The organism is Paraburkholderia sp. SIMBA_030, from assembly GCF_046535245.1.
Lineage (GTDB): Bacteria > Pseudomonadota > Gammaproteobacteria > Burkholderiales > Burkholderiaceae > Paraburkholderia.
Map to the genome: position 1 here is coordinate 14,962 of NZ_JAWRXB010000022.1, position 24,459 is coordinate 39,420.

The 24,459-nt window shown below is 57.0% G+C and carries 19 protein-coding genes; 8 read left to right on the forward strand and 11 right to left on the reverse strand.

The genetic code is table 11. The features are described from left to right. Nucleotides 1-23: 23 nt before the first annotated feature. The 5 genes from SB772_RS31085 to SB772_RS31105 all read left to right on the forward strand — a co-directional run bounded on the left by SB772_RS31085 (nucleotide 24) and on the right by SB772_RS31105 (nucleotide 7,983). On the forward strand, nucleotides 24-992 hold the full coding sequence (locus SB772_RS31085) for an ABC transporter substrate-binding protein (RefSeq protein WP_410836986.1): 969 nt from the start codon (nucleotides 24-26) through the stop codon (nucleotides 990-992). Nucleotides 993-1,022: 30 nt separating this feature from the next. Beyond that, nucleotides 1,023-2,516, forward strand: a complete 1,494-nt coding sequence (locus SB772_RS31090; RefSeq protein WP_410836987.1) for a sugar ABC transporter ATP-binding protein — start codon at nucleotides 1,023-1,025, stop codon at nucleotides 2,514-2,516. Between the two features lie 41 nt (nucleotides 2,517-2,557). Then, a complete protein-coding gene (locus SB772_RS31095; protein WP_087648188.1) occupies nucleotides 2,558-3,526 on the forward strand; it encodes an ABC transporter permease in 969 nt (322 codons plus the stop codon). Between the two features lie 73 nt (nucleotides 3,527-3,599). Beyond that, nucleotides 3,600-4,319, forward strand: coding sequence for an SDR family NAD(P)-dependent oxidoreductase (locus SB772_RS31100; RefSeq protein WP_410836988.1), 720 nt, complete (start codon nucleotides 3,600-3,602; stop codon nucleotides 4,317-4,319). A 145-nt stretch (nucleotides 4,320-4,464) separates the two neighbouring features. Continuing rightward, nucleotides 4,465-7,983: a serine protease gene (locus SB772_RS31105; protein WP_410836989.1), complete on the forward strand. Its 3,519-nt coding sequence runs from the start codon at nucleotides 4,465-4,467 to the stop codon at nucleotides 7,981-7,983. Between the two features lie 160 nt (nucleotides 7,984-8,143). Here the strand turns inward: SB772_RS31105 and SB772_RS31110 are convergent, their stop codons facing one another. The 5 genes from SB772_RS31110 to SB772_RS31130 form a co-directional block, all read right to left on the reverse strand. Further along, nucleotides 8,144-9,124 (reverse strand): ABC transporter permease, encoded by a 981-nt coding sequence (locus SB772_RS31110; RefSeq protein WP_410836990.1) that lies wholly within the window; start codon nucleotides 9,122-9,124, stop codon nucleotides 8,144-8,146. Nucleotides 9,125-9,138: 14 nt separating this feature from the next. Beyond that, nucleotides 9,139-10,149: an ABC transporter permease gene (locus SB772_RS31115; RefSeq protein WP_410836991.1), complete on the reverse strand. Its 1,011-nt coding sequence runs from the start codon at nucleotides 10,147-10,149 to the stop codon at nucleotides 9,139-9,141. After that, on the reverse strand, nucleotides 10,142-11,725 hold the full coding sequence (locus SB772_RS31120) for a sugar ABC transporter ATP-binding protein (protein WP_410836992.1): 1,584 nt from the start codon (nucleotides 11,723-11,725) through the stop codon (nucleotides 10,142-10,144). Before SB772_RS31120 ends, SB772_RS31115 begins: the two co-directional genes overlap by 8 nt. A 467-nt stretch (nucleotides 11,726-12,192) precedes the next feature. Further along, nucleotides 12,193-13,314 (reverse strand): Gfo/Idh/MocA family protein, encoded by a 1,122-nt coding sequence (locus SB772_RS31125; RefSeq protein WP_410836993.1) that lies wholly within the window; start codon nucleotides 13,312-13,314, stop codon nucleotides 12,193-12,195. An 89-nt stretch (nucleotides 13,315-13,403) separates the two neighbouring features. After that, nucleotides 13,404-14,369: a sugar ABC transporter substrate-binding protein gene (locus SB772_RS31130; RefSeq protein WP_410836994.1), complete on the reverse strand. Its 966-nt coding sequence runs from the start codon at nucleotides 14,367-14,369 to the stop codon at nucleotides 13,404-13,406. Between the two features lie 361 nt (nucleotides 14,370-14,730). Here SB772_RS31130 and SB772_RS31135 point away from each other — a divergent pair, with 361 nt between their 5' ends. Both SB772_RS31135 and SB772_RS31140 read left to right on the forward strand, forming a co-directional pair. After that, nucleotides 14,731-15,588: a sugar phosphate isomerase/epimerase family protein gene (locus SB772_RS31135; protein ID WP_410836995.1), complete on the forward strand. Its 858-nt coding sequence runs from the start codon at nucleotides 14,731-14,733 to the stop codon at nucleotides 15,586-15,588. Between the two features lie 157 nt (nucleotides 15,589-15,745). Beyond that, nucleotides 15,746-16,045: a putative quinol monooxygenase gene (locus SB772_RS31140; RefSeq protein WP_410836996.1), complete on the forward strand. Its 300-nt coding sequence runs from the start codon at nucleotides 15,746-15,748 to the stop codon at nucleotides 16,043-16,045. 149 nt (nucleotides 16,046-16,194) lie between these two features. Here the strand turns inward: SB772_RS31140 and maiA are convergent, their stop codons facing one another. From maiA to SB772_RS31165, 5 genes are all read right to left on the reverse strand, one after another. Continuing rightward, nucleotides 16,195-16,842: a maleylacetoacetate isomerase gene (maiA, locus tag SB772_RS31145; RefSeq protein WP_410836997.1), complete on the reverse strand. Its 648-nt coding sequence runs from the start codon at nucleotides 16,840-16,842 to the stop codon at nucleotides 16,195-16,197. Further along, a complete protein-coding gene (gene fahA, locus SB772_RS31150) occupies nucleotides 16,839-18,221 on the reverse strand; it encodes a fumarylacetoacetase (protein WP_410836998.1) in 1,383 nt (460 codons plus the stop codon). The genes maiA and fahA overlap by 4 nt, the downstream gene beginning before the upstream one ends. Continuing rightward, nucleotides 18,221-19,555 (reverse strand): homogentisate 1,2-dioxygenase, encoded by a 1,335-nt coding sequence (gene hmgA / locus SB772_RS31155; RefSeq protein WP_410837100.1) that lies wholly within the window; start codon nucleotides 19,553-19,555, stop codon nucleotides 18,221-18,223. The genes fahA and hmgA overlap by 1 nt, the downstream gene beginning before the upstream one ends. Nucleotides 19,556-19,702: 147 nt before the next feature. Next, nucleotides 19,703-20,659 (reverse strand): MBL fold metallo-hydrolase, encoded by a 957-nt coding sequence (locus tag SB772_RS31160; protein ID WP_410836999.1) that lies wholly within the window; start codon nucleotides 20,657-20,659, stop codon nucleotides 19,703-19,705. A 531-nt stretch (nucleotides 20,660-21,190) separates the two neighbouring features. After that, nucleotides 21,191-21,997: an IclR family transcriptional regulator gene (locus tag SB772_RS31165; RefSeq protein WP_410837000.1), complete on the reverse strand. Its 807-nt coding sequence runs from the start codon at nucleotides 21,995-21,997 to the stop codon at nucleotides 21,191-21,193. 99 nt (nucleotides 21,998-22,096) lie between these two features. Between SB772_RS31165 and SB772_RS31170 the strand changes: the two genes are divergently transcribed. Then, the gene (locus tag SB772_RS31170) at nucleotides 22,097-22,930 is read left to right on the forward strand and encodes an IclR family transcriptional regulator (RefSeq protein WP_410837001.1); all 834 of its coding nucleotides are present in this window, start codon (nucleotides 22,097-22,099) and stop codon (nucleotides 22,928-22,930) included. A gap of 86 nt (nucleotides 22,931-23,016) precedes the next feature. On the opposite strand, the gene SB772_RS31175 is transcribed toward SB772_RS31170, so the two are convergent. Next, on the reverse strand, nucleotides 23,017-24,186 hold the full coding sequence (locus SB772_RS31175; protein ID WP_410837002.1) for an MFS transporter: 1,170 nt from the start codon (nucleotides 24,184-24,186) through the stop codon (nucleotides 23,017-23,019). Nucleotides 24,187-24,459 lie beyond the last annotated feature (273 nt).

Genomic DNA, 24,459 nt, shown 5'->3' on the forward strand with positions numbered 1-24,459 from the left:
CTTATCACTGAAGGAGACAAAACATGAAAGCATTCATCGCAGGCGTTGCAGTTATGGCCACGGTGTTGGCGTCACCGAACCTGTTAGCCGCGCCGACCATGACAATCCCCGTCATCGTGAAGAACACCAGCGTCCCGTTTTGGCAGGCCGTATTCGCTGGAGCATGTACCGCCGGAAAGAAATATGGCGTCACGGTGCCCAGACTCGGTGCCAGCAGCGAGGCTGATATGTCCGGCCAAATCGGCATTTTCGAGAATGCCGTTTCGGGGAAGCCCGCGGCAATCGTCATCACGCCGGTCTCAGCCGAAGCACTCGGACCTGCTATCGACGAAGCGGCCACCAAGATTCCGGTGGTTGTCGCGGACACTCCGTCCAACTCGAAGCGGGTCGCCGCAACGGTGATGACGGACAACGTCGCTGCCGGCCGACTCGGGGCCGATACCCTCGCCCAAGAGATTCAAAAGAAATACGGCAAGGCTGAGGGCCAAGTTGCGATTCTGCAGTTTCTCCCAGGCGTGAAGTCGGTTCAGGACCGCGTCGACGGATTCAAAGACCAGGTCGCCAAAAAGTATCCTGGTCTGAAGGTGGTCACGACCCGCATCGGTGACGGCTCAGTAACCGGCTCCCTCAATACGACCCTTGACGTACTGTCGACCTTTCCCCAACTTCGCGGAATCTTCGGGGACACCTTCTACAGCGGCCTAGGCGTCGGCCAAGGCATTGCAGAAACGAAGGCAAAGGACCGCGTGATGGGGGTCACCGTCGACTCGACCGATGAACTCGTCAAGCTCGTTCGAAGCGGTGACATGAAGGCACTGATTGTTCAAGACCCGTTTCAAATGGGCTACTTATCCATCGAGACGGCGGTCAAGAAGGTCAAGGGCGAGAAGGTCAACACCTTCGTCGACACGGGAGTACACGTCATCCGTAGTGCGGACCTCGACACGCCCGAAGGCAAGCGCCTGCTCAATCCAGACCTCAGCTGCCGTTGATACGTGGCAGCGAACACAAGGAGAGGCGACATGAACGAACCTTTGTTCACGCTACGCGGATTGAGTAAGGTATATCCAGGCACTACCGCGTTGAAATCAATAGACCTGGAGCTCCGCAAAGGCGAAGTCCATGCAATCGTAGGTGAGAACGGGGCTGGGAAATCGACACTCATCAAGATACTTACTGGCGCCGTGCAGAAGACGACCGGCTCGCTCGTCTGGGACGGCACGCCGGTCGAGTTCGCAGGCCCCCCAGACGCGCTGAAGCTTGGCATCGCGGCAATCCATCAAGAAGTCGTTCTTTGCCCGCATCTCAGCGTGGCTGCGAATCTCTACCTTGGCCACGAGGAAACAAACTTCGGCATGATGCGCCGCCGAAAGATGCTCTCAGATGGTCGCGCTTTGCTAGAGCGCGTCGGCTTCGACATCGACGCTTCGAGGCGCCTCGGAGATTTGACAATCGGACAGCAGCAACTTGTGGCTACTGCACGAGCCGCTGCCGGTGCCACACGACTCATCATCTTCGACGAACCAACGGCTTACCTGACACGAAGCGAGACCGACCAACTTTTCAAGCTCATCCGAGAACTCAATACGCGCGGCGTGACCATCGTGTATATCAGCCACCGGATGGAAGAGATTCTCGAACTCGCTGACCGAGCCAGCGTCATGCGTGACGGAAGCCTCATTTCGACGCACCAAGTTAAAGGCGTTGATGCCGAGCCACTTACGGCGCGGCTTGTAAAGGACATGGTCGCCCGCGAGGTTGCGGATGTTCATTTCAAGGCCGAAGTGCCCATCGGCGAAGAACTCATTCGAGTTGAAGGATTGTCTGGCGAGGACTTCGAAGACATATCGCTGACGGTTCGACGCGGAGAAATCGTCGGCCTCTACGGACTGATTGGCTCCGGGCGCAGCGAGTTCGTCGAAACGCTCTTCGGTCGCCGGAAGCAATCCGCAGGCTCGGTCACATGGTGTGGAAAGCCTCTTCGCATCCGGTCGGAGCGAGATGCAGTCAAGGCGGGTATCGCCCTCCTGCTCGAAAGCCGCCGCGACCAGGGGCTATGTCTCAATCTGCCAGTTCGATTGAATCTCAACCTAGCCAGCTATCCGTCGATTTCATTTGGCGGTCTGATTCGTCGAGGTGACGAACGCAGGAACGCCAGCAGCCAGGTGAAGGCGCTGTCCATTCGCACGTCCGGCGTCGAAGTCAACGCTTCATCACTTTCCGGAGGAAACCAACAGAAAGTCGTTCTCGGCAAGTGGCTGATTCCCGGCGCAGACCTCTTCATCGTGGACGAGCCGACCGTGGGCGTCGACGTCGGAGCGAAGAGCGAAATCTACAAACTCTTCGCCAAGCTGCTGGAAGAAGGTGCCGGAATCATCCTGATTTCTTCGTATCTGCCTGAGGTCTACGACCTTGCCGACATGTTGCACGTCTTCCGCAAGGGAAAGGTGGCGGCCAGTGCGGCTCCCAACTCAACTTCCCACGAGGCGATTCTCGCGGCTGCAATCGGCGCGTAACGGCTTAACAGCCGCTTTTCTGGATTCAATCGAGGATGAAAATGTCGACCCTTCAATCTCCCTCAACAGTGTCAAAGCTCGGTCGGATGACCTGGCTGCTGGACCTCACGCTATTTCTTGTCCTCGTTCTCCTGTGGGTAGCGTTGTCCTTGGCGACACCGAACTTCCTGACGGAAGAGAACATCACGAACCTCATGCGGCAAGTGTCGTTCTGGGCCATCATCGCGATTGGCCAGACATTCGTCATGATTACCGCTGGCATCGACCTCTCGGTGGGTGCCGTCGTGGGGCTTTCGTCAGTCGTGGTGGCGATGCTAATTAAGAGTGGGCTGCCAATCAGCGCTGCGATTTTTCTGACCCTCCTGATTGGAGTCGTGATTGGTGCGTTTCACGGATTCTGCACCACCAGACTCGGGCTCCCGCCTTTCATCACGACGCTCGCAACTCTCACTTCGCTGCGCGGTTTCACCCTCCTGATTACGCGTGGAGAACCGGTGGCAGGTCTTCCGATGGCGTTCACATCATTTGCACGTGGCTCGTTCCTAGGCGTGCCGACGCTTTTCTGGACGGTCTTGGTCGTAGCAGTCCCAGGATACTTCCTGCTGCATCGGTCCAAGTGGGGCCGCTACCTTTTTGCAGTCGGCTCGAATAAAGAGGCGGTTCGACTGTCTGGTGTGAACGTCTCCCTCGTTATCTACGTCGCCTACATCGTATCCGCCGTATGCGCTGCGCTCGTGGGCATCCTCGTGGCGAGCCGACTCAGTATCGGCATGGCGACCACCGGCGAGGGCTGGGAACTACAGTCGATTGCTTCGGCCGTCATCGGGGGAGCAAGTCTCTTTGGAGCGGTCGGAAACATTCAGGGGCCGATTATCGGAGCGGCCCTCCTCACCACCCTGGCGCAGGGCGCAAACCTCCTGAACATCGACCCGTTCTGGCAACGAATTGTGACGGGCATTCTCATTATCGTCATCGTGTTCCTCGACCAGATGCGTCGCAAGGGTCGCTAACGACAGTAACCGGAGGCGCATGACGCCGCCATCATCAACACAAGAAAGCGTAGGCGCTTAATCGGAGACGAAGATGGACAGACTTAAAGACAAAGTGGCGCTCATCACGGGTGCAGCCCAGGGTATTGGCCTGGCAGTGGCACAGGCATTTGCGCGGGAAGGGGCAACAGTAATTGCGGGAGACGTCAAACCCGGCGCGGAAACGGATGGGGTTGAGCACGTGAAGCTTGACGTCTCACTGAACGATGACTGGATTCGCGTCGTTGATGGAATTCTTGCGAAACACGGACGCATTGATGTCCTCGTCAACAACGCTGGCATCGTGGCGTGCTATGAGCCCGTTCACGGTACTGACAGGGAAAGCTGGGACCGCGTCCTCGGCGTGAACCTCACTGGAAGCTTCCTGGGCATGCAAGCAGTCCTGCCGTCGATGCGAGCCGCAAAGCGTGGCTCGATTCTCAACTTCTGTTCTATCTGGGGGAACGTAGGTGTGCCCGGCGCGGCAGCTTACAACGCAGCGAAGGGCGGTGTGCGGAATATGACGAAGAATGCCGCGGTGACATATGCGGCTGAGAACATCCGTGTGAACTCAGTTCATCCCGGGCTCATTCGGACGCCGCTCGTTGAGGCTCAGTCGGACGACATGAATGCTGGAATCATCAAGAGCACGCCAATGGGTCGGATGGGTACGCCCGAGGAAGTTGCTGCCGGATGCGTTTTCCTCGCCAGCGACGAGTCTTCGTTCGTGACGGGCAGCGAACTCATCATCGACGGTGGGTATCTGGCTCAATAATAGTTTGCCAATGCTGCGGCTGCCTCACCCAATCGTGGATTGTCCGCAAGGCACTGCGCGATGCGGCCGTAGCCGCTTTTCAATCTTTCCCTCCTGAAACGGAGGCGAGTCACTCTTCACTTTGATATTATAAAATGAGACTCCTATGGGGTTTTATTTTCGACAAGTGAAAAGAATGACTCGATTCGAAAGCTTAAACAATGCTCCCGGAGAAACACGACTTGTGTTGCGGGAGCGATATGAACGAAACCTCGGCCTAAGCAGGCAGCATCGCGCACCGGCTCAGTCTGACCAAGTATTCGATGACGAGCTCGTACTAAAATTCTTTCAAAATCTGGTCATTCTCAGCAATGATGTACCGGCGCGTGCTAGGCAAATTTATGCGGATGCCGCCAAAGACACTGAGGACGCACCCACGCTAGACGACCTTATCGAGGAAGGATGGGTTGGAGACGGCTGGCAATGCCTGAGCGTACCGTTCGATGTTGCGCGTGCCGCAAGTAACCAAAATGTAGACAAGCTCACTCCTTTCGTCGCATGGCTGAATGTCCGGCATAACAGTCAATATCAGTTCAGAACTCCACCCGACGCAGATGACAAGTTGATTGCGCTTGCCGAATCGGTCGTCAACCAGACACGCCCTCCATCTCATATCGTCTGTATCACGCCCACATGGGTCGCGGCCCGAATGTGGGACCGAGACGACCGTCATCACGCTGGAAACGCCGACTTTCTATTTGATTGGCTTCGAGTCTGGGAGAGTCTTAACTATCCTAAAATCGTTCCGTCAGAAGTATGGGGCGAGGATGCGCGCAATCATTTCATCAATTCAGCACTTGCGGTCCTTGAAAACGATGTGAAACCACTTTCATGGGCCGATTATCGACGGAGAGGAATTCTTCAAACCGCTCGCGCGCGTCAAGTCGACAGCGTGCAGGCCGCCTCCTGGTTTCCGGATATTCCTACAGCTTTAGCCTCTAAATCGGAGTGGCTAGTCAATAAGCAGATTGAGCGCATGCGCTACGAAAACGGCGGATGGAGCCACGCTGCCAATCTAGTCGGCCTGCTCTTGGCCGAGGTTGAACACGCCGTTAACGCACCAACGCCACATCCGATTGCCATCAGACTGCTGGACCTCGCGCTAATGCATCCGGAGGTCTTATCGACGGTCCTATTTTGGGTCGAGCAGCGACCGGTGCTTTTGGCGGACATGACGCTGAAACCGGAGACCGCTGCTCTAGTCTGCCTTCTAATATCAAGGTGGAAAGTGGCCGCTGGAGTATGGGATAGGAGGTTGATGGTACGCGACAACGAGGCCTCTCGTACGGAGGCATTCATCGACGCGCTATCCATCACATGCCAACATGCCAAATCGGGTCGATTAGCGTCGCACGAAGTGGCAGCGTTGCTCCACGGATTGCACGCGAGCGCTTCCCAGCAAGATGATTTTGGGGTACCGGGTAGCCCAATGCTCGCAGCTTTCCGTTCCGAACTGGTTGAGTTCTCGAGCGAATTTCTTGTGTCGATGTACGACGCGCTGCTAGGCGGGGACTACGACACTGAGGTTGGCTTACCAGCGTTCTCGGCGGCGCTTGATGTCGTCGACGCCGGGCAACTTGTATCAGAAGTGCGTTGCTTGCCGCTGGTGACGGCGTATATCCAATCGATACGTGAAGACAACTATCGCCTGTCGACGACGCGCATCGGTACGGAGGCTGCAGCCGTTCTCTTCGATATGAGCCAGCGCCTAGACGAGGCCACTCAGTGCGCGTTTCTTTATCCCCTCGACATCGAAAATCGACTCTCTTCGATTTCATCGGACGAAAATCCGTACATTGTCAAAGACAACTTGGTCCGCGCACTTCGGGCACACTTGCGAGTACTTGCCCGTGCAATCATAGGACAGAGAGATGAGATACCGTCTACATTGGTAGACGCACTGGTTGAGGCGGTGTATTCGGGTGCATTTGCGAATTTCGAACGGGGACGTGTTGAAGCTTTTGCTATCAGGTTCGAACGGCCCCCGAATGGGAGGGCAAACGACAGTGGATTAGCCGTGGACTTCGGACGCGTCCTGAGTCGCCTGGTTGAAGCCGACGGAACACGATTGCTGAAAGAAATCCTGTCAATAGATGAACCAGCGTTCTTGGCGCAGCTTTGTAGGTTGGCTCCGCTTTCAATGCGGCCGCAAATACAAGAACGAATCAAAGACTTACTACCTCGAAGGGCCGGTACGGCGCGATACCTGACGGATTTTCAATTTCGAATTGACGAACTGTTGGCCGCCGGGGAGTACGTCGCAGCTAAGGCGTACATGGACTCTATGCCCGAACCACGACAACAGTTAGCGGGGCAGTTTGCTGTTGTTCAATTGCGGCATCGCTTGCAGTTCGCTCTATCAACCCAAGACTGGAAGACGTTGGAGAGCACCGACGTCCCACCTGAGATACCACAGGTGAACAAAGACGCTGCGCGCGACACAATTCTTTTCTATCGGGCAGTTGCACAGTTCAGCAAGGGGCGCGGCAACATCCAGCTGGCCGAACAGGCGTTCGCGCAGCTTCATGGACGCCATCGCAGCGTACCCGAATACGGATTCAATCTGTTCGCCGCGAAATTGGCTCGTCTTATCGAAAATGAACCCTTCCCTCGACTACAGGGACGACAGTTGGTGAGCGCCAAGACGCTTCTGGCGGAAGCCGAACAAATGGAGGCTACATATGACCTCGCGAAACCGAACGCCGACTCATACCTGACGAACAAGGCCATACTTCTTCTGGTAATCGGCTATACCAGCCAAGCGGAGATAGTCTTACGCGACCTTTTCAGGACACAGGTCACGGACCGGGTAGCTGCCTATCTATCGGTGGCTCTTGCACGCCTTGGGAGAACGCGAGACGCGCTGTCCACATTAGACGAGGCAGAAGAATCGCTCGGAGCTTCCGACGTGATGAGGGTCGCAAGAGCCCATGTAACGGAGGGGCATGCAGCACCGGGGCTATCTATTAAACTCGCAGAGTCGGATAGCTTAGACGTCGTTGACCTTGAACGGGCAGTGTATCGAATTGCGTGTAAGGACGATGACGCATTGAAATACAGCGAAGGTTCAGGTTTTTTGATGAATGGCTTTGGAATCGTTACATGTGACCACGTTGTCCAGCGGCCGATAGAGGAGCACGAAAATGGGCCGCAAGGATACTTCGGGGTCAATGGCGGGCGAATTTTTCTGCAGGACAGGTTGATGCAAGACGTTTGCGAACTAGAGATAGTGTGGTCGTCGGAAATTCCAGACATTGCTTTGTTGCGACCCAAAGGGAAACTTCCTGAAAAGTCCTGGAATTTGGATGTGTCCGAGATAACAGTCGAAACTGGAGTGCCGGTTCAGCTATACGGATTCCCGAATCACTCGGCAGGCAAGACGTTGTCAAGGTTTACCACCAAGATAGTGAATCAGTACAACGACAAGGCTTACCTGCACTACGAGATAGCGCAAAACATACGAAAAGGGAACAGCGGCGGCCCGGTGTTGGACGAGGCGAACCGATTGATTGGTATCGCGAAGGAGGGTTCTACTCAAGGCGGCGGGAACGATGCCGTGGTGTCGATTACTGAAGTATCTAAGCTGCATAGCAGCTTTGCTGTAACGCCTTGGAAGCCACAGTAACGATTTCACAACGAACGTTAACGGTCCGTGGTCGGTGACTCGCGGCCGATTCCACCGGGAGGCGAACATCAACCGAGGAAGTGCTTTGTCGTCCCTGCTTGATTTGCCGACGTTATCGGTGCGGCCAACGCGTGGGCTAATCCAAGCAAGGACGACAATACTATGCGGTGCCCGTAGTCTTTCTGCGAGCGAATCGTCCGAGCGGAGCAGCCAAGACCGCACCGAGACGGCCGTCAAGCAGGACCACAATCAGAAGCAACAGACCGTTGACGAGAAGAATCTGGGTAGACGTAGCACTCAACAGGCCGAGCCCATTGTTCAGCACCGTAAGAATCAGGACGCCCATTGCTACACCGAGCGGCGAACCGATGCCTCCACCCAACGCAACACCCCCGACAATCGCGGCCGAAGCCGCCTGAAGCAGGATACTACTTCCCATCGTTGCGGACGCAGTCGCCAGGCTCAGCGAGAGCAGGCCTCCGCCAAGTGCAGACAGTCCGCCGGAGATGACGAAACCGACTGTCAGCGCCTTACCCACGCGCGCGCCACTCTGAATTGCTGCCTTCCGATGCCCACCCGATGCGTAGATGTCACGCCCGAGGGTGGTGTAACGCAGGAAAAGCGATACAACGACGAAGCAGACGATTGTGATGAGGCTACGCGGGGAAAAGATTGACGCAACGTTCTGGTCAAGGAAGTCGCTGACATCAAGGTTGGCGTAACTCAAGACTCGACCGCCTGCAATCCAGTAACCGATGCCGGTAAGGAACATCATGGAGCCGACTGTCGTCACGAGCGAAGAGACGCCGAGCCAAGGCAGCAGCGCCGCGTTAGCGATGCCTACCACCACGCCAAAGATGATTGCGTACAGCATGCCGAGCATCGCACTATCGCCACCGAACTTCACAGTGATGAGGCCGGCAACTGTCGAGATTGCAGCGACGCTCAGGTCGAACTCACCCGCAATCATCGTGACTGAAAGACCGAGTGCGATGATGCCGAGAAACGCAAACGCCTGGAAGATTGCGTAGAGGTTCGCCTGCGAGAAATAGTGGTCGACGCTGAGGCCGAAGATAACAGGCATTCCCACGAGCAGTACGAGGCGAATGACCAGTTTGAGAAGTCGTTGAGACTGTTCCATTTTCAAATCTCCAGTTATTTCCGCCCCGGGCCGAGTCGGGCGAGCAACGCTCCGAACACGACTGCCGCGAGAACCACGATGCCCTTCGCTACCAACTGGTACTCATAACTCACGCCGCTGACCAGGAGGATGTTGCTGATAACGGCGAGGAAAATTGCGCCCGTCACCGCGTCCGAGATTTGCCCGCGTCCGCCTCGAATCGAGATTCCACCGACGAGCACGGCAGCGATTGCGTTAAAGTCCAGGTCAATGCCGTAGGTCAGGTTGCCTTGGGCCGACGACGAAGCAATCAACGAACCGGCCAGCGCAGCTGCGGCGCCCGCGAATCCGTAGCAAACGAGCGTTGCTGCCATCAACCGGAGTCCTGCGATGCGTGCCACTTCAGCTCGCATACCAATCAGTCGGATTTCCCGCCCGATACGGGATTTCTGCAGGATGAAGCTTGCAATGGCCGCAAAGATTGCCAGCACCAGGATTTGATTCGGCAGCCAGCCAAACAACCGTCCCTGACCGAGCCACGTCGCGTCCCCCTTTCCGATGACTGTCAGCCCTCCGGTGTAGATGACGCCAGCACCAATGATGATTGACGAGGTAGCAATCGTTGTGATGATGGGATTCGCTTTACCCAATGCGATGATTCCACCCTGGACAGCCCCCATCAGAAGGCCGCTCAGCACGACCAACAGCAGCGTTGCGCCGAGACCGAGATGAATGAGCGCAGCGAACATCACCGTGGAGACTGCCGCTGTCGCGCCCATCGACAGCATGAACAGATTTCCACTGAGGGTCACTAGCGCCATCCCGATTGCGCCAATGCCGACCGCGGCGACCGAGTACATCAGGGACTGCAAGTTTCCGAACTCGGTGAAGTGCGGAACAATAGCCGCAGCGACTACGATAAGAGCAAGGGTTGCGATGCGAATCGACGCAGCGTGAATACTCGTCGTGCCAAACAATGCCGCGGCCCAACGTCGTAGCGCAGTCGTTGATACCTGCGCGGTAGGCTCGAGAGCTGTCTTATGCATTACCCACCTCCACAGTCTGGTTTCGGAAAGAGACATGGCCATGAGATGCATCGCCGTCGCCTGCCACGATGTCGTGCAGGAGCGTGTCGCCGTTTATCTCGAACCGCGGCTTATGACGGACCATCCGGCCTCTGAAGACCGTCAGAACCGTATCCGCGAGCTCCAGGATTTCTTCGAGGTCCGTCGAGTAGAAGACAATCGCTAGCCCTTCATCCGCCATCTTGCGCAGCGTCGCGTAGATTTCGCTGCGGGCGCCAATATCAACGCCCCGGGTGGGTTCGTTCAGCAGCAACAGACGAGGAGCCAGTGCCACTGCTTTCGCGAGAGAGACCTTCTGCTGATTGCCGCCGCTAAGCGTGGAAACTTCGTGCGGAAGACGCTTCGGGTCGATAGTGAACATCGAGGCCAGGCGTCGCGCCTCTTCCTGTTCACCGGCGCGTCGCATGATTCCCGCTCGGGTGAACTTCGCCATGACAGACGCGGTGATATTGATGGCAATCGGCGCATCCAGGAAAACGCCTTTGTCAGCGCGGTCTTCTGCCACGTACGCGATTCCCGCTCGCAGCGAGTTCCGAATGCTGTCGAGCTTGATGGTTTGACCGTCCACTTTCACAGCACTGGAAATATCACCGCGAAGGCCAGCAAGGGCCTCGACAACGACTTCCGCGCCAGAACCCAACTGGCCGACCACGGCGAGGATTTCGCCCGGCGCGACGTCGACTGAGAGTTCCTTGACCTTGTCCGCGACCGTCAGGTTGGAAATCGAAAGACGCGGCGCCACGTTGGCGCGGTTCTCCGGCGGCATGACCTTGTTATGCACCAGTTCGCGACCAATCATTGCCTTAACTACCTCCGCGGTAGTCATATCCGCAGTGCGCTGCGTGAGCACATGCTGTCCATTGCGGAAGACCGTTACCCGGTCCGTGAGCGCAAACACTTCGTCGAGTCGATGGCTGACGAAAATCATCGCGGTTCCTTGGTCACGCAGTTTGCGCGCAACGTCAAATACTCGGACAATCTCCGCATCCGACAAGGTCGCGGTAGGTTCGTCCAGGAGCAGGACCTTCGCTTGACGCGACATGCCCCGAGCGATTTCGACGAGCTGGCATTCAGCGAGACTGAGCCGCGAGGCAGGCGCATCGAGCTTGATATGCGACAGTCCGACCGAATCCAGATGCTCACGGACAGAGTCCCGGTATTGGCTGCGACGGTAGATTTCGCTCTGGTCCACGCCACCGAGAAGGATGTTGTCGAGCACCGACAGCGTCGGGACGATAGCAAGCTCCTGGTGAACGATGGAGATAAGTCTCGGGTCGGTACGATGCCCGAGTTTCAGTTGATGTCCGTCGACGGTAATTTCACCGTCGTCCGGCTGCACCAGACCACCGAGAATTTTGATAAACGTGCTTTTGCCTGCACCGTTCTCGCCACACAGCGCGTGAATCTCACCAGGTGCCAACTCGAGGCTGACACCGGTGAGCGCCTTCACGCCACCATAGTGTTTGGTTAGATTGCGAGCGCAGAGCAGACTCTGAGTGGCGAGCGTCTCGCCGCCTGTTTTAGCGTCTTGCAGCATTGTCTTCCTCCATACGCGGACACTCTTCGGTCGTCCGCTGCCACGGGTCGATGCCCGTCACCGTCACCTGGCTCATCCGCGTGATTGCTCACACTGGGTGACGCATACATTTCGAATAACGAAGCCTTGCATCGAAGCTGAAGCGGATGCTTGCTGTGGTTCGCGACGAACCGTGGGGCGTTGCCGCATCAGTGATGCCGCTGCTGTTGGTCTACCAGGAGAGGAATTCGAAAAGAATCGCTGCGTGCGCAGGAATGCATGTCGTCTCCAGCAGAAACTCGCTTTAGCGGCTTCGTTATCGTTGAGATAAGGTTATTCGTTCGCCAGGAAAAGAAAAATGCGTGGCCGCGAAATGATATTTCCAGTCACCGGAAATATCAGCGTCCGGCTGCAGTCGAAAAAAACGCGCGGAAGTCAGGACGTAATGCCTGCCAAACCGCGCGCTAACCTTGGAGCTTGCTGGTCTGTTACAGAGAGACTCTCTGCGCCTCGGCCGAAGACCGGATGGCAGCGTCGACAATCCGTTGGATTTCCCACGCCTCCCGGAAATCCGGGAACGTAGGCGTCCCATGTTCAATTGCCGCGATGAATTCCGCCATCTCAATGGTTTTCAAATCGTTGAAACCCAGTTGGTGCCCGCCAGCCACCGTGAAGTTTTCGTAGGGAGGATGAGCGGGTCCGGCTTCGATTCGAGCGAATCCCGATGTCCGAGGGTCGCCGCCGGCGTTGAAATATCGGAGTTCATTGAAGCGCTCCTGGGAAAAGCACAGCGCACCCTTTGTTCCGTAAATCTCGAACTCAAGCTGCATCTTGCGGCCAGTTGCGGTCCAGTTTGCTTCGATTGAGCCTGAACACCCTCGGTCGAAGGTCACCATCAATCTAGCAATGTCATCGACCTTGACCTCCCGGCGCTCGGGCGAACCAGGCGACACCGGGCGCGACTTATTGACGGTCTCGAGTTGCGCGTTCACATGGGTAACCGGACCAAGAAGGAATCGCGACATTCCAACGATGTGGTTGCCGATTTCAGCCAGCGCGCCTGCCCCGTTTTGAGGGTCGACTCGCCAGCTGTAGGGAATCTCAGGGTCGGCCATGTAGTCTTCCGCATGGATGCCGCGAAAGCTTGTGATTTCGCCCAGTTCGCCAGACGCAATCATCTCTCGCGCCAGTTTGAGAATGGGATTCTTGATGTAGTTGTAGCCGACTTGCGTGACGACGTTCGCGGACTCGGCCGCCTTCATCATTTCGTGAGCGTCAGATGCGGATGGCGCAATGGGCTTTTCGCAATGCACATGCTTCCCGGCGGCGATTGCCGCCAATGCCATCTCTCGATGCAAACTGCATGGCGTAGTGATTGAGACGACCTGAACATCGCGGTCGTCAAGGAGCGACCGCCAGTCGCTTGTCGCACGGTCGAAGCCAAATTGCTCTGCCGCTTGCCTCGCGCCCGTCTCGCTGACATCGGCAACGGCCACCAATCGTGGCGTCAACGAGTTAGGGAAAGCATTCGGCACCGCGCGATACGCGAGGGCATGCGCTTTTCCCATAAAACCAGTTCCAATCACGGCAACGCCAATCTCTCGTCTCATTCTTGTCTCCGTTTCAAAGCGAAAGCGACCCCGCAGGGTCGCCGTTGCGTCCTGCCGGCTACGCAGTAACTCGGTAGCCGACGCGCGACCTACTTCTTCTGGGAATAGCAGACGTTGATGGTGGCTTTGGTAGCCGCCGGATTCGGCAGGTACTGCACAGCTTTCGGAGCCTTGCCGGAGGCGAGTTCCTTCGCGGCCTTCGCGGCATAAGCACCATCGTCAAAGGGAGATTGCTCGACTGTCGCGTAGGCTTTACCTGCCGAGATAGCCTCGACGCCTCCGGAGTCGCATCCGTGTCCGACAATCACCAGCTTCGAAGGGTCGAGTCCAAGTCTTTGAGCGGCAGTCACCGTGCCACGAAGTTGAGAATCATTCTCTGTATAGACGCCTTTCACATCCTTGAACTGAGTGAAAAGCGCAGACGCCGCTGCTTCCGCCTTCACTGCGTCCCAGTCAGCAGGTTGGGAGCCAACTACCTCGATACCAGGTGCATCCTTTTTCAGCTCATCAACGAAGCCTTGGTAGCGTTGTATCTGTGGGGGCGTACCCATCTGTCCGTTGATGACGATTACCTTCCCTTTGTCTCCGTAGCCCTTGTCCTTGAATCCCTGAATCATCGCTTTCGCGGCAACCTGACCGTTACTGATGTCGTTCGGCCCAGTGAAGACTTTCCAGTACCGGGAGTATTTCTGGTCGGGCATCGAGTTAGAAATGACGAGCGGGATTTTCGCCTGGTCAATCTTGCGAATCGAGGGGACCATCGCGCTTGAGTCCACAGGCACGAGGACGATGACATCTGGCTTCTGCGCGAGCGTCTGGTCGACCTGGGTTGCCTGCTCGTTCGGGTCGTAGTTGGTGACCTTCACATCAAGCTTGATGCCTTGTGCCGCAGCTTCTTTTTCGAAGCCTTTGACGTAGAGCGCCCAATATTCAACGCTCTGCGTCGGCATAAGCAACGCGACGCGCGGCTGGTCTGCGGCTTGGGCAGCACTGCAGAAAGCGCTGGCGATAGCGCTGAGAGCAAGGCAAGAAATAACGGATTTGCGGATGTTCATGCTGTGTCTCCTGAAGGCCCCTGAGATGAGTGAGCCGGGTTTTAGTGTTCTCGAGGAGGCACAGTAAGGCTTGGTATGCGAAAGAAAAATGCGACAGAACGAAAAGTTATTTCCGCTCACCGGAAAAATTGCGGCTTTCGGACTGCGATAGCCCCTGCGACTTTCGAACAATCAAGCTGCGCGCCGCTTTAGCGGACTTCACCACGCCCGGCAACCCGCAAAACGCCGAATTGTAGATTTAAACTCTACGGTGAGGCGATTGCAGGGCTGTTTATCCGCTGCCGTTTCTACGTGATAGTTCGGGACATGGTCTCTTGCGACGCCCGTCGGGCTGGTCGCTGCTTCGTTAACGAGGGTTCTCATGTCCAAATCTAAAGTCGAACTTGTTGCTGCTTACTTCACTCTGTCGGGCGACGTCTTTCCGTTTGGGCCGACCGAAATCAGCCCATTCAGCTTCAAGGACCGCGTTGAAGCGGCAGCAAGAGCAGGCTGGGACGGCATCGGCCTGATTCATTCGGACATCTACGCTACGGCCGACAAGATTGGCTTCCCGGAAATGCGCCGAATCCTCGAAGCCAACGGCATGAAGCACGTTGAGTTCGAGTTCCTGGTCGACTGGTATCAAACCGGCGAGCGCCGCCGCACGTCGGACAGCATGCGGTATTACTACCTGAAGGCTGCGGAAGAACTTCGTGCGCGCATCGTGAAGGTCGGTCCGGGCATTGGCGAAGAAACCGCCAACGTCCCCCTCATGGTCGAAGAATTCGGCAAGCTGGCAGATGACGCTGAGAAGCGCGGTACGCAAGTCATGTTGGAAATCATGCCCTTCAGCAACGTGCGAACAATCGAAACCGGCAAAGCTATTGTCGAAGGCGCGAACAAGGCCAATGCGGGCCTGCTGCTCGACATATGGCACCTGTGCCGCGGCAATGTCGACTTCAAGGAAATTGCCACGATTAAGCCGGAATTCATCAAGGGCATCGAACTCGACGACGCAGACCGGTACGCAATCGAGCCGCTGTGGATGGACACCTGCCACAAACGCCGTCTGCCTGGCGAAGGCGTACTCGACGTGCAGGGCTTCATCAAGGCAATCCAGGCGACTGGCTTTGAAGGTCCGTGGGGCGTGGAAATCCTGTCTGACGTTGAGCGCAAGCTGCCGCTCGAAGAGATGGCGACGCGTGCGTATAACGCAACGATTCGCCAGTTCGAGAATTAAATCGAAGTATCGGGAATGATTAGCCGAACGGCCGCGACCAAGTGTTTGCAGCCGTTTTCTTCGGACAATTGGTCACACCGCGCGCTCGCGAGATGTATCTCCGTAGACACCCGCGCCACGTGACAGGCTTGCAATGCAACGACACCAGGGCAGACCGATGTTATCTCTCTACGTCCGTTTCAAGCTTTTTCCGTCGACGAAGGCGCTATTCGTGCCGCACCTCGCCGAGCTCATGAAGACGATGTCGGAAGAGCCAACTTTCGTGAGCGCCGTGCTCAGCGAAGACCCGGACGCACCAGACGATTTGATTCTATTCGAAGTATGGAACGGCGCCCTAGATGAATGGCTCAGCGCGCAGCCGCAGAAACCATACCGAGCCGTCTATGATGATGCGACGAAGGACTTCGTTGCCGATAAGGAAGTGCGATTTCTGACGCCCATTGCGCTTCAGAATTAGTTGTCTCGCCGCATAGCGCTACGCGTCGCTGCGGGTAGGTTCGCCTCACGTATTCACCTCGTCGAACCACGCAATTTGACCACGCGAAAGTCAGCGCGCCTCAGGTGTGCCGCTATTAGCTCAAGGCATACAAGGAATGAACGTCCGACTTAGCCCTTTGCGTCCGGTTGGTTTGCCGGTTCAGCCTGTTTCAATGCTTCCAAAGCCATTGCATTGTCGGCAATGCGCTTGATTGTCGGGTAGCTGTCCAACGGTATGTCAAATCTTTGAGCGTTCCACACTTGTGGTACCAGGCACACGTCGGCGAGAGTTGGCGTGTCGCCGAATACGAAATCTCCGACACGTCTTTCCTCCTTTAGCCGCATCTCCAGTGAACCGAAGCCGACGTCAATCCAGTGTCGATACCACTGTGACTTCTGCTCATCCGATATGCCGAAGTTTTTCTTCAGGTACTGGAGGACACGAAGATTGTCGACCGGGTGAATTTCGCATGCGACTTGCAGCGCAACGGAGCGGACATAGGCCCGGTCCGCGGGACTTCGCGGAAGGAGCGGCGGCTCGGGATACATCTCGTTGAGGTACTCAATTATTGCCAGAGATTGCGTCAAGACCTCGGGTCCGTCTTCAAGCGCCGGGACGATACCGTCTGGATTCACCCGGCGGTACTCCGGTGAGAGCTGCTGGCCGCCATCTTTGAGAAGATGGACAGCCTCATACTGAAACGGCAGCTCCTTCAAAGCAAGTGCGATACGAACTCGATAAGACGCGGAACTGCGAAAGTAGCTATACAGCTTCATTCGCCGTCCTCCGAGGCCGCAACTCCAATCGCGGGCAGAATGGCGCCGACACACGAACCGAACCCAATCCGGTAGCCGTCGCCCTGGCACCAGCCAGTAAGAGTGAGTTCGTCGCCATCTTCGATAAAGCCCCGTGTCTCGCCATCGTCGAGCTGGAGCGGTGATTGCCCGTTCCATGTCAGCTCGAGCAAGCTGCCGAACGTCCCAACCTTGCCGTCGGTCGATTCAGATTTCGGCCCGCTAATGGTCCCAGAACCCAGAAGGTCTCCGACCCGGGTGTTGCAGCCGGCCGAGGTGTGGTGTACCAACTGCTGCGCCATCGACCAGTACATATATTTGAAGTTGGTCCTGGCGATAGTCGTCGGCGAAGCAGCGGCCTTTGGCTTCAGCTGTACCTCAAGATGCAGGTCGACGCCAGCTCGCGTAGCACCGAGCAGATACGACAGGGGCTTTGGCGTTTGCGGTGGTTGTTTGACGCGAAACGGCTCTAGCGCTTCCATGGTCACAACCCAAGGAGAAATGGTCGTCGCGAATCCTTTGGAGTTGAACGGGCCAAGTGGCTGGTATTCCCACTGCTGAATGTCGCGCGCGCTCCAGTCGTTGAGGAGGACCATTCCAAAGATGTGGCCGTCTGCATCCGCAGCACAAATAGGTGAGCCAAGTGCGTTACCCACGCCGACAAAAAAGCCTGTTTCCAGCTCAATGTCGAGCTTGCGGCAAGGCCCATAGGTTGGGCGTTCAGCGTCAGGGTTTTTGCGCTGCCCATTCGGGCGACGAATCGGCGTGCCGCTCACTACTACCGAAGACGCTCGCCCGTTATATCCTATAGGAATCTCGAGCCAATTTGGCATCAACGCATTCTTCGGGTCACGGAACATTGCCCCGACGTTCGTCGCATGTTCTCTGGACGAGTAGAAATCTGTGTAGCCTGTTATATCGAAGGGAAGATGCATGACCGCGTCGCTTTGGCGCACGAACGCTTGCTCTCGCAATTCTGGGTCGTCCCGAAGCGTCGCGTTGTCCGCGGACAGTAGCGTCGACAGCTGAATCCGGATGCTGCTCCAGGCGGCTTTTCCCAAGGCTACGAAATCATTGAGCCGTGCCTGACGGAAGACGCTTTTAGGCAGACCTGTGTCGTCCGTGACAACATACGGCACGGCAATCAGTCCTGCTGACTCGAGCTCCGAAAGGTCGACAATCAGGTCTCCGATTGCGACACCAACCCTTCCCGTGTCGGACTTGTCGTCGGAGAACACCCCGAAAGGAAGGTTCTGGATGGGGAAGTCGGTGTCGGCAGAATTCGCCGACTCAATCCAGCTTCGGAGGCTTGGACTTGTTGTCCGACTTAGCATCGAGGTATCGACTGCATTGGCTGCCATCACTTGACGTCCGCGTTGAAGTTGTTTGTGAGTCCCTGCCAGCACTCGAAATACTCCGCCTGCAACTGCGACGTTTCCAAGGCAAACTGCGTCGGCTTGATGAGGTTGCGGGTCTCGAACATGAAGGCCATGGTTGAATCGACCTTCGCTGGTCGTGTCGTATCGGACACGGATGCCTTTTCAAACGTGCCGGCATCAGGACCGTGACCTGACATGCAGTTGTGCAGGCTGGCCCCGCCAGGCACGAAGCCTTCGGCTTTGGCGTCATACTCGCCGTGAATTAAACCCATGAACTCGCTGGCAAAGTTTCGATGGAACCAGGGCGGACGGAAGGTGTCTTCGGCGGCAAGCCACCGCGGCGGAAAGATGACAAAGTCAATGGTGTCAACGCCGGGCGTGTCACTTGGCGAGTGCAGCACCAGGAAAATCGATGGGTCTGGATGGTCGAAGCTGATGGACCCAATCGTGTTGAAAAGCCGCAGGTCGTACTTGTACGGCGCATAGTTTCCGTGCCATGCCACCACGTCGAGCGGCGAATGACCAATATCTGCGCGCCACAGATGCCCGTTAAGTTTTGCCACGAGTTCAAAATTGCCCTCACGGACTTCATACGCTGCATGGGGCGTCAGGAAGTCACGTGGATTGGCAAGACCGTTCGAACCGATAGGACCGAGGTCTGGAAGACGTAACAGGGCGCCAAAGTTCTCGCAGATATATCCGCGCGCTTCGCCGTCGGGCAACTCGACGCGAAAGCGTACGCCTCGCGGAATGACGGCGATTTCTTGTGGCTCCACGTCCAGGAGGCCAAGCTCTGTCGCAATGCTCAGGCGACCGGCCTGAGGAACAATTAGCAGTTCCCCGTCCGCACTGTAGAAGAAGCGGTCTGTCATAGACCGATTCGTTGCATACATATGGATGGCACAACCCGACATCGACTCGGCCGACCCATTGCCTGCCATGGTCACCAGACCGTCAATGAAATCTGTCGGCGTTTCCGGCATCGGGAGTGGGTCCCAGCGCAACTGATTTGGAGGCGTTGGCGGAACACGCGAGAAGTCGCTGACCAGTCTGTTGCTCTCCAGCGGCGTGAATGGCATATGAACCGCAGCCGGTCGCACGCGATACAGCCAGGAACGGCGGTTGTGGGAGCGTGGAGCAGTGAAGGCAGTACCGGAGAGCTGTTCAGCGTACAGGCCGTAGGGCGCACGCTGAGGCGAATTTCGACCAACCGGGAGAGCGCCGGGGAGCGCCTCAGTGGCGAACTCGCTGGCAAATCCCGATTGATAGCCAACTGGATGGGCAGAGAACGCGGACGCGGACGATGCGCGTTCCAGTACCGGATTGCAGAGCGGGCCGGCCTGAACAGGCTCAAGGCGACTTGATGTGTCTCGCGTCGTTTCTTGCACTTGGAACTCCAGATTGAGCGTGTCGTTGAAGCGGCCCGTGCGTCCAGATGTTCACGGGCCGGCGCTTGATGTCGGTCAGTTCTCGAGGGTTTCCCACATCTCCTTGTCGCGCTGAGCGGTCCAGATACGCGGGTCGGGATACTGCGTCGCTTCATCATGAGCGCGCGTTACGTCGAAGGGCATGCAATGGTCGAAGATGACCCAGTCGCCGAATTTTGGCTTCAGTGTGGCGTAGGTTTCTTTGTAGATGGCGTTCAGGTCCTTGCCTTCGCTCGCGCCTGACCTGACCTTGCTGTAAAGCTCGCTGACGAAAGCACGAGTGCCCGCCAGACCGTCGGCGACCTCTTGCGCGGTCTTAAGCGCGGCACCACGGCCTGGGACCAGCTTTTCCGGCTTCAAGGCGGCAATGGCATCCAGCGTAGCGGGCCAATCCTCGAAATAAGCATCGCCGGCATACGGTGTAGCACCGTATTCAACCAGGTCGCCAGACAGGAGCGTCTTCTCCCCAGGAAGCCAGACGACGGTATCGCCCTTTGTATGGCCGCGACCGAGCTGCAGAATTTGCACCTCAAGCTTGCCCATCCAGAGTGTCATCTTTTTCTGGAAAGTCAGGGTGGGCCACGTCAGGCCGGGCACAGATTCAACCGCGTTAAAGAGGCGCGGGAAGCGCTCAATCTCGCTCTTCATGTCCTGCTCGCCGCGCTCAACAATCAGGTCGTAGGTGTCCTGGCTGGCGATGATTTGCTGGGCGTTGTATGCCGACGCGCCAAGCACGCGGACCGCGTGGTAGTGAGTAAGCAGGACATACTTGATTGGTTTGTCCGTGACTTCGCGAATGCGGCGAATGACGTCTTGAGCCATCACTGGCGTTGCCTGCGTGTCAGCTACGAGTACGGCGTCGTCCCCGATGATGATGCCGGTGTTCGGGTCCCCCTCGGCGGTATACGCATAGGCATGTTCCGAAAGCTGTTCGAACGTGACCTTCTTTTCCTCAACGTCCGCGTGGGAAGCAAACTTTTTTTCTGTCGCCATGGCTGATACCTCTACCAGAGTATGAAAGGGACAGGGCTCATCTTGAGTGGCGCCCTGACATTGATTAAATTATACATGCGTGAATATATTCGCATATAGATAAGTTACCGTAGAGGAGCGGAAGTTTGATGGCACCCCTTTCTTTGCGTTCGGCATAAGCGGCTAGCCTTGCGCCGAACCGACAGTCGCGAGCGCAGTAGCGGTCCGCGCTCTCACCGCTGCGAGGCCGTTTCCACTCGGAACTATGTGGGGATGCGATTTAGCAGCCAGGGAAGCCGGTTCGACGGATAGGGGCGCGAATAGTCTGGTTGAACCGCGTGGACGTCTCGCCGTCGATGCTTCCGGGGGAATGCAAAGATGTGCGCAATAGGCGTCCAGGACCTTCGAAGCCCTGAGGCGATTCATGTGGGACAGCCTTGCTGCCGTGGGTGCGGACAAGGTCGCCCGACCGCGAAATTGCTTCGCTACCGGGCGGCCCGTGCTTGTGAGCAGCCTAGGCTCGATAGCCGTGGCTGCTGAAAGGGGTCTGACTTAGGCTTCGCTGCTGACTGCGGAATAGCCCAGCCGATAGGAAAGGTTGCTAGCGGTTTGCCGCAACGTCGCAGCGAGTTCGCCGTCCCAACGAGTGTCGAATGTACCGGCCGGACCGACGAGCGTGATAGTCAGCGCTATCGTCCCATTGAACAGAAACACCGGGGCCGCGATAGCGTTCACGCCCGGCAACGGTTGACCCGAGGTCCGGGTCATGCCCTCGTCGCGAATTTTCCGATAATCCTCAAAGAGCTGGTGCCGGTCAGCTGCCTTCAGCGCCGTAGCACCGCTGAGCCTGAAACCTTCGTCCGCCAGAGCCTTCTGAACGAGAGGCTCGGGCATATAAGCACCAAACAGCCGCCCCGTTGCCGTGTTGACGAGTGACATGATGGTTCCGACTCGCAACGTTAGATGCAACGGATACGAAGGGTCCTCCTGGCGAACGACAACTGGCCCATTCGGGCCCCATGTCGTCACGAAGACGCTCTGTCCGGTGCCCGATGCGAGCGCCAGAACGTCCGACTCAGCTTCACGCAGCGGATTCAGCCGTTGCAGGCCGTACAGGCCGAGGCGTAGCGCAAGAGGACCCAGTGCATAATCGCCTGATGGTTCGACGCGCTGGACAAGCTGCAGCTTGATGAGGCTCACAAGATAAGGAAACAGCTTTGCGGGCGACATGCCGGTAACACGAGACACCTCCTTGAGCTGCATCGGTGACTCAAATTGCGACAATGCGAGCAAAATCTCGCTGCCCACTTCGACTGACTGAATTCCCCGTTGGGCCTTCTCGGTGCTTTCTGTGTCCATTTGCGTATCTCGTGGGATTCTCAATCCAGAAGTGCCTTTCAGTATTCAGGAAGCCGGTAAAATCAGCGAATCATAATGTGTTCGTGCACAGAGGATTGCATGGTAACGAAGCAGCAGGCAAATGAAAATCCAAAGAGTCACGAGTCCGGCGCGAAGAAGGAGCCGCGGGGCATCCAGAGCATGGAGGTGGGTGGCCGCTTTTTGCAGCTCATCGCCGACGCGGGCGCACCTGTGACACTTGCGGAACTCGGTGCCCTGAGCGGCATTCCCACCAATCAGGTCTTCACATACATGGTCAGCCTGCTTCGAACTGGCCTTGTCAAGCGGGACCCGGTTACCTTGCGCTTCGAACCCGGCCCGTTGTCGCTGCGGATGGGGCTGCACGCTCTTCGCATGGTGCCAGCAGTCCGTAATGCAATGCAGCCGTCCAACGAACTCGCAACGCGGGTCGAGCAGAGTGTGCTTCTTGTTGCGTGGGGAGACCGCGGTCCGACGGTCCTCCAAAGCATTGAGCCTGCTGTGTCGTTACATGCCGGCGTCCACGTGGGCACGGTCATGTCGCTTGTGCATTCAACGACAGGCAGAGTCTTCGCTGCCCACAAGAAGGGTCCGAGGCTCGACGAACTTATCGCGAGCGATATTGGCTCGCAAACGCCAGACGGCGAACGCCTCACGGCGACGCAATTTGAGGCCATCCTCGCTGATATACGAAAGCGCGGACTCGCACGCGGAGAGGGTCTGCCAATTCCTGGTATCAACAGCATCAGTGCGCCGGTGTTTGACAGCAATGGCGAAATCGTCCTGGTTCTGACTCTCTTCGGTGTCGCCGGGAATTTCGACGTTTCCTGGAAGGGAGCACTGGCCAACAGCCTTCTCGAGACGACACGATTATTGACAGAGCAAAACTCGCGTCCAACTGTGTCTGCGGTCTAAGCATTGGCGGTCTAAGCATTGGCGGTCTAAGCATTGGCGCTCTCATCGTCAATGCGCTGACTTTGCGCGAGTCTGGTAGACGCAGTTCAGGTCGTCGCGAGTTGAGCGGTCTTCCGCGAAATCAGTAGCGAAAACGTGATTCCGACGGCGAGAAGGCCCAAAGCACAACAAAGAAAGACGGGTGGGGCCGAAAACCGGTCTATGAACCACGCTGCACACGCAACGCCCAGTGACTGCCCAAAAAACACGAAGCAGGAAAACAGGGATACCGCCGTGCCGCGCATGGTCGGCGCCATTTGCGTGGCATGAGTCTGCAAAGTATTGTGCAAGGCGTAGAAGCCGAAACCGGCCATGAAGCAGCAAGGCAAGGTCAGCCACCAGCCATCGAAAGACCCGAGCCCACCATAAGACGCCGCGAGGCAAGCGCCCCCGAGCCGCGCGAGGTTGGCCTCTCCCAGGCGTCGAACAAGGGCACGTGCGCACCGGCTGTACGTCAGACCGCCCACTCCGTAGAGCGCCACAATCCCTCCAGCCTTGGACATCGGAATATCGAACGTTCCGTGCAGATAACTTGGGATGAACGATAGGGCACTGAAGGCGAGCGAGCCTTCAATGAATGTCACTAACAACACTGTCCGTGCCCACGGAATCGTGAGCACTTCAAGTGCCCGGTGCGCGAAGCGGCATGCGGGCATCTCGTCACCGAAATCTGAAGCGCCAACCTCCCGCATAACGAGCACGCTGGCAACCAGGCAAGTCGCGGCGAGACAGGCGAACGAGGCTCTCCAGCCCGCTGCATCAGCGAGCAACGCTCCCAGCCATTGGCCCGCAATCATTCCGAAGACCGTGGCGCCGAGCAGACGTGCCAGAATTTCCTGACGCCGCTCGTACGGCACGGTGTCACCAATCCACGCCATGGTTAAAGGGACAATCCCTGCCGCCGCTGCCCCGGACAGCACACGGGCTGCCACTAAGTGGCCCATATGAGCAGACAGCGACGCGCCGAGATTTCCCAATGTGCAGGTCAGCGTGGCCCAGGCAATCACCCGAATTTTCCCGAACCTGTCACCTAAGGGGCCGAAAACGAGTTGCATGAGGCCATACGCGAGAGCGAATGCAGATATGGCTAGGGCAGCATGTCCCATGGTTGCACCAAACTGCAACTGCAGTGCCGGTAGCAAGGAATCGCAGACCCTCATTGAGGCCATGCTGACAAAACAGCAGGTGCTCAAAAGCCACAAGATTCTCGCAGACAAGTTGCTCTCCAATGACACCCGACGGTTTGTTTGTCGCCCTCCAAAAAATTATATATACGCAAATATATCAGCGCAAAGCCAAACCACCCTTCTTCGAGCTTTCCCTAGGCAGCTGTCACGTGTCGATGCCGGACTCCAAAACCTCAACACAGACTGTGCTGAAGGGTTAACCCTATCTTAGGCTAGCGAGGCGAAAGAGCCGGTCCCGCCAGCACCTAGGTACAAACGATGATTATATATATGCGAATAGAAACGTTAATATGTAATCTAGGG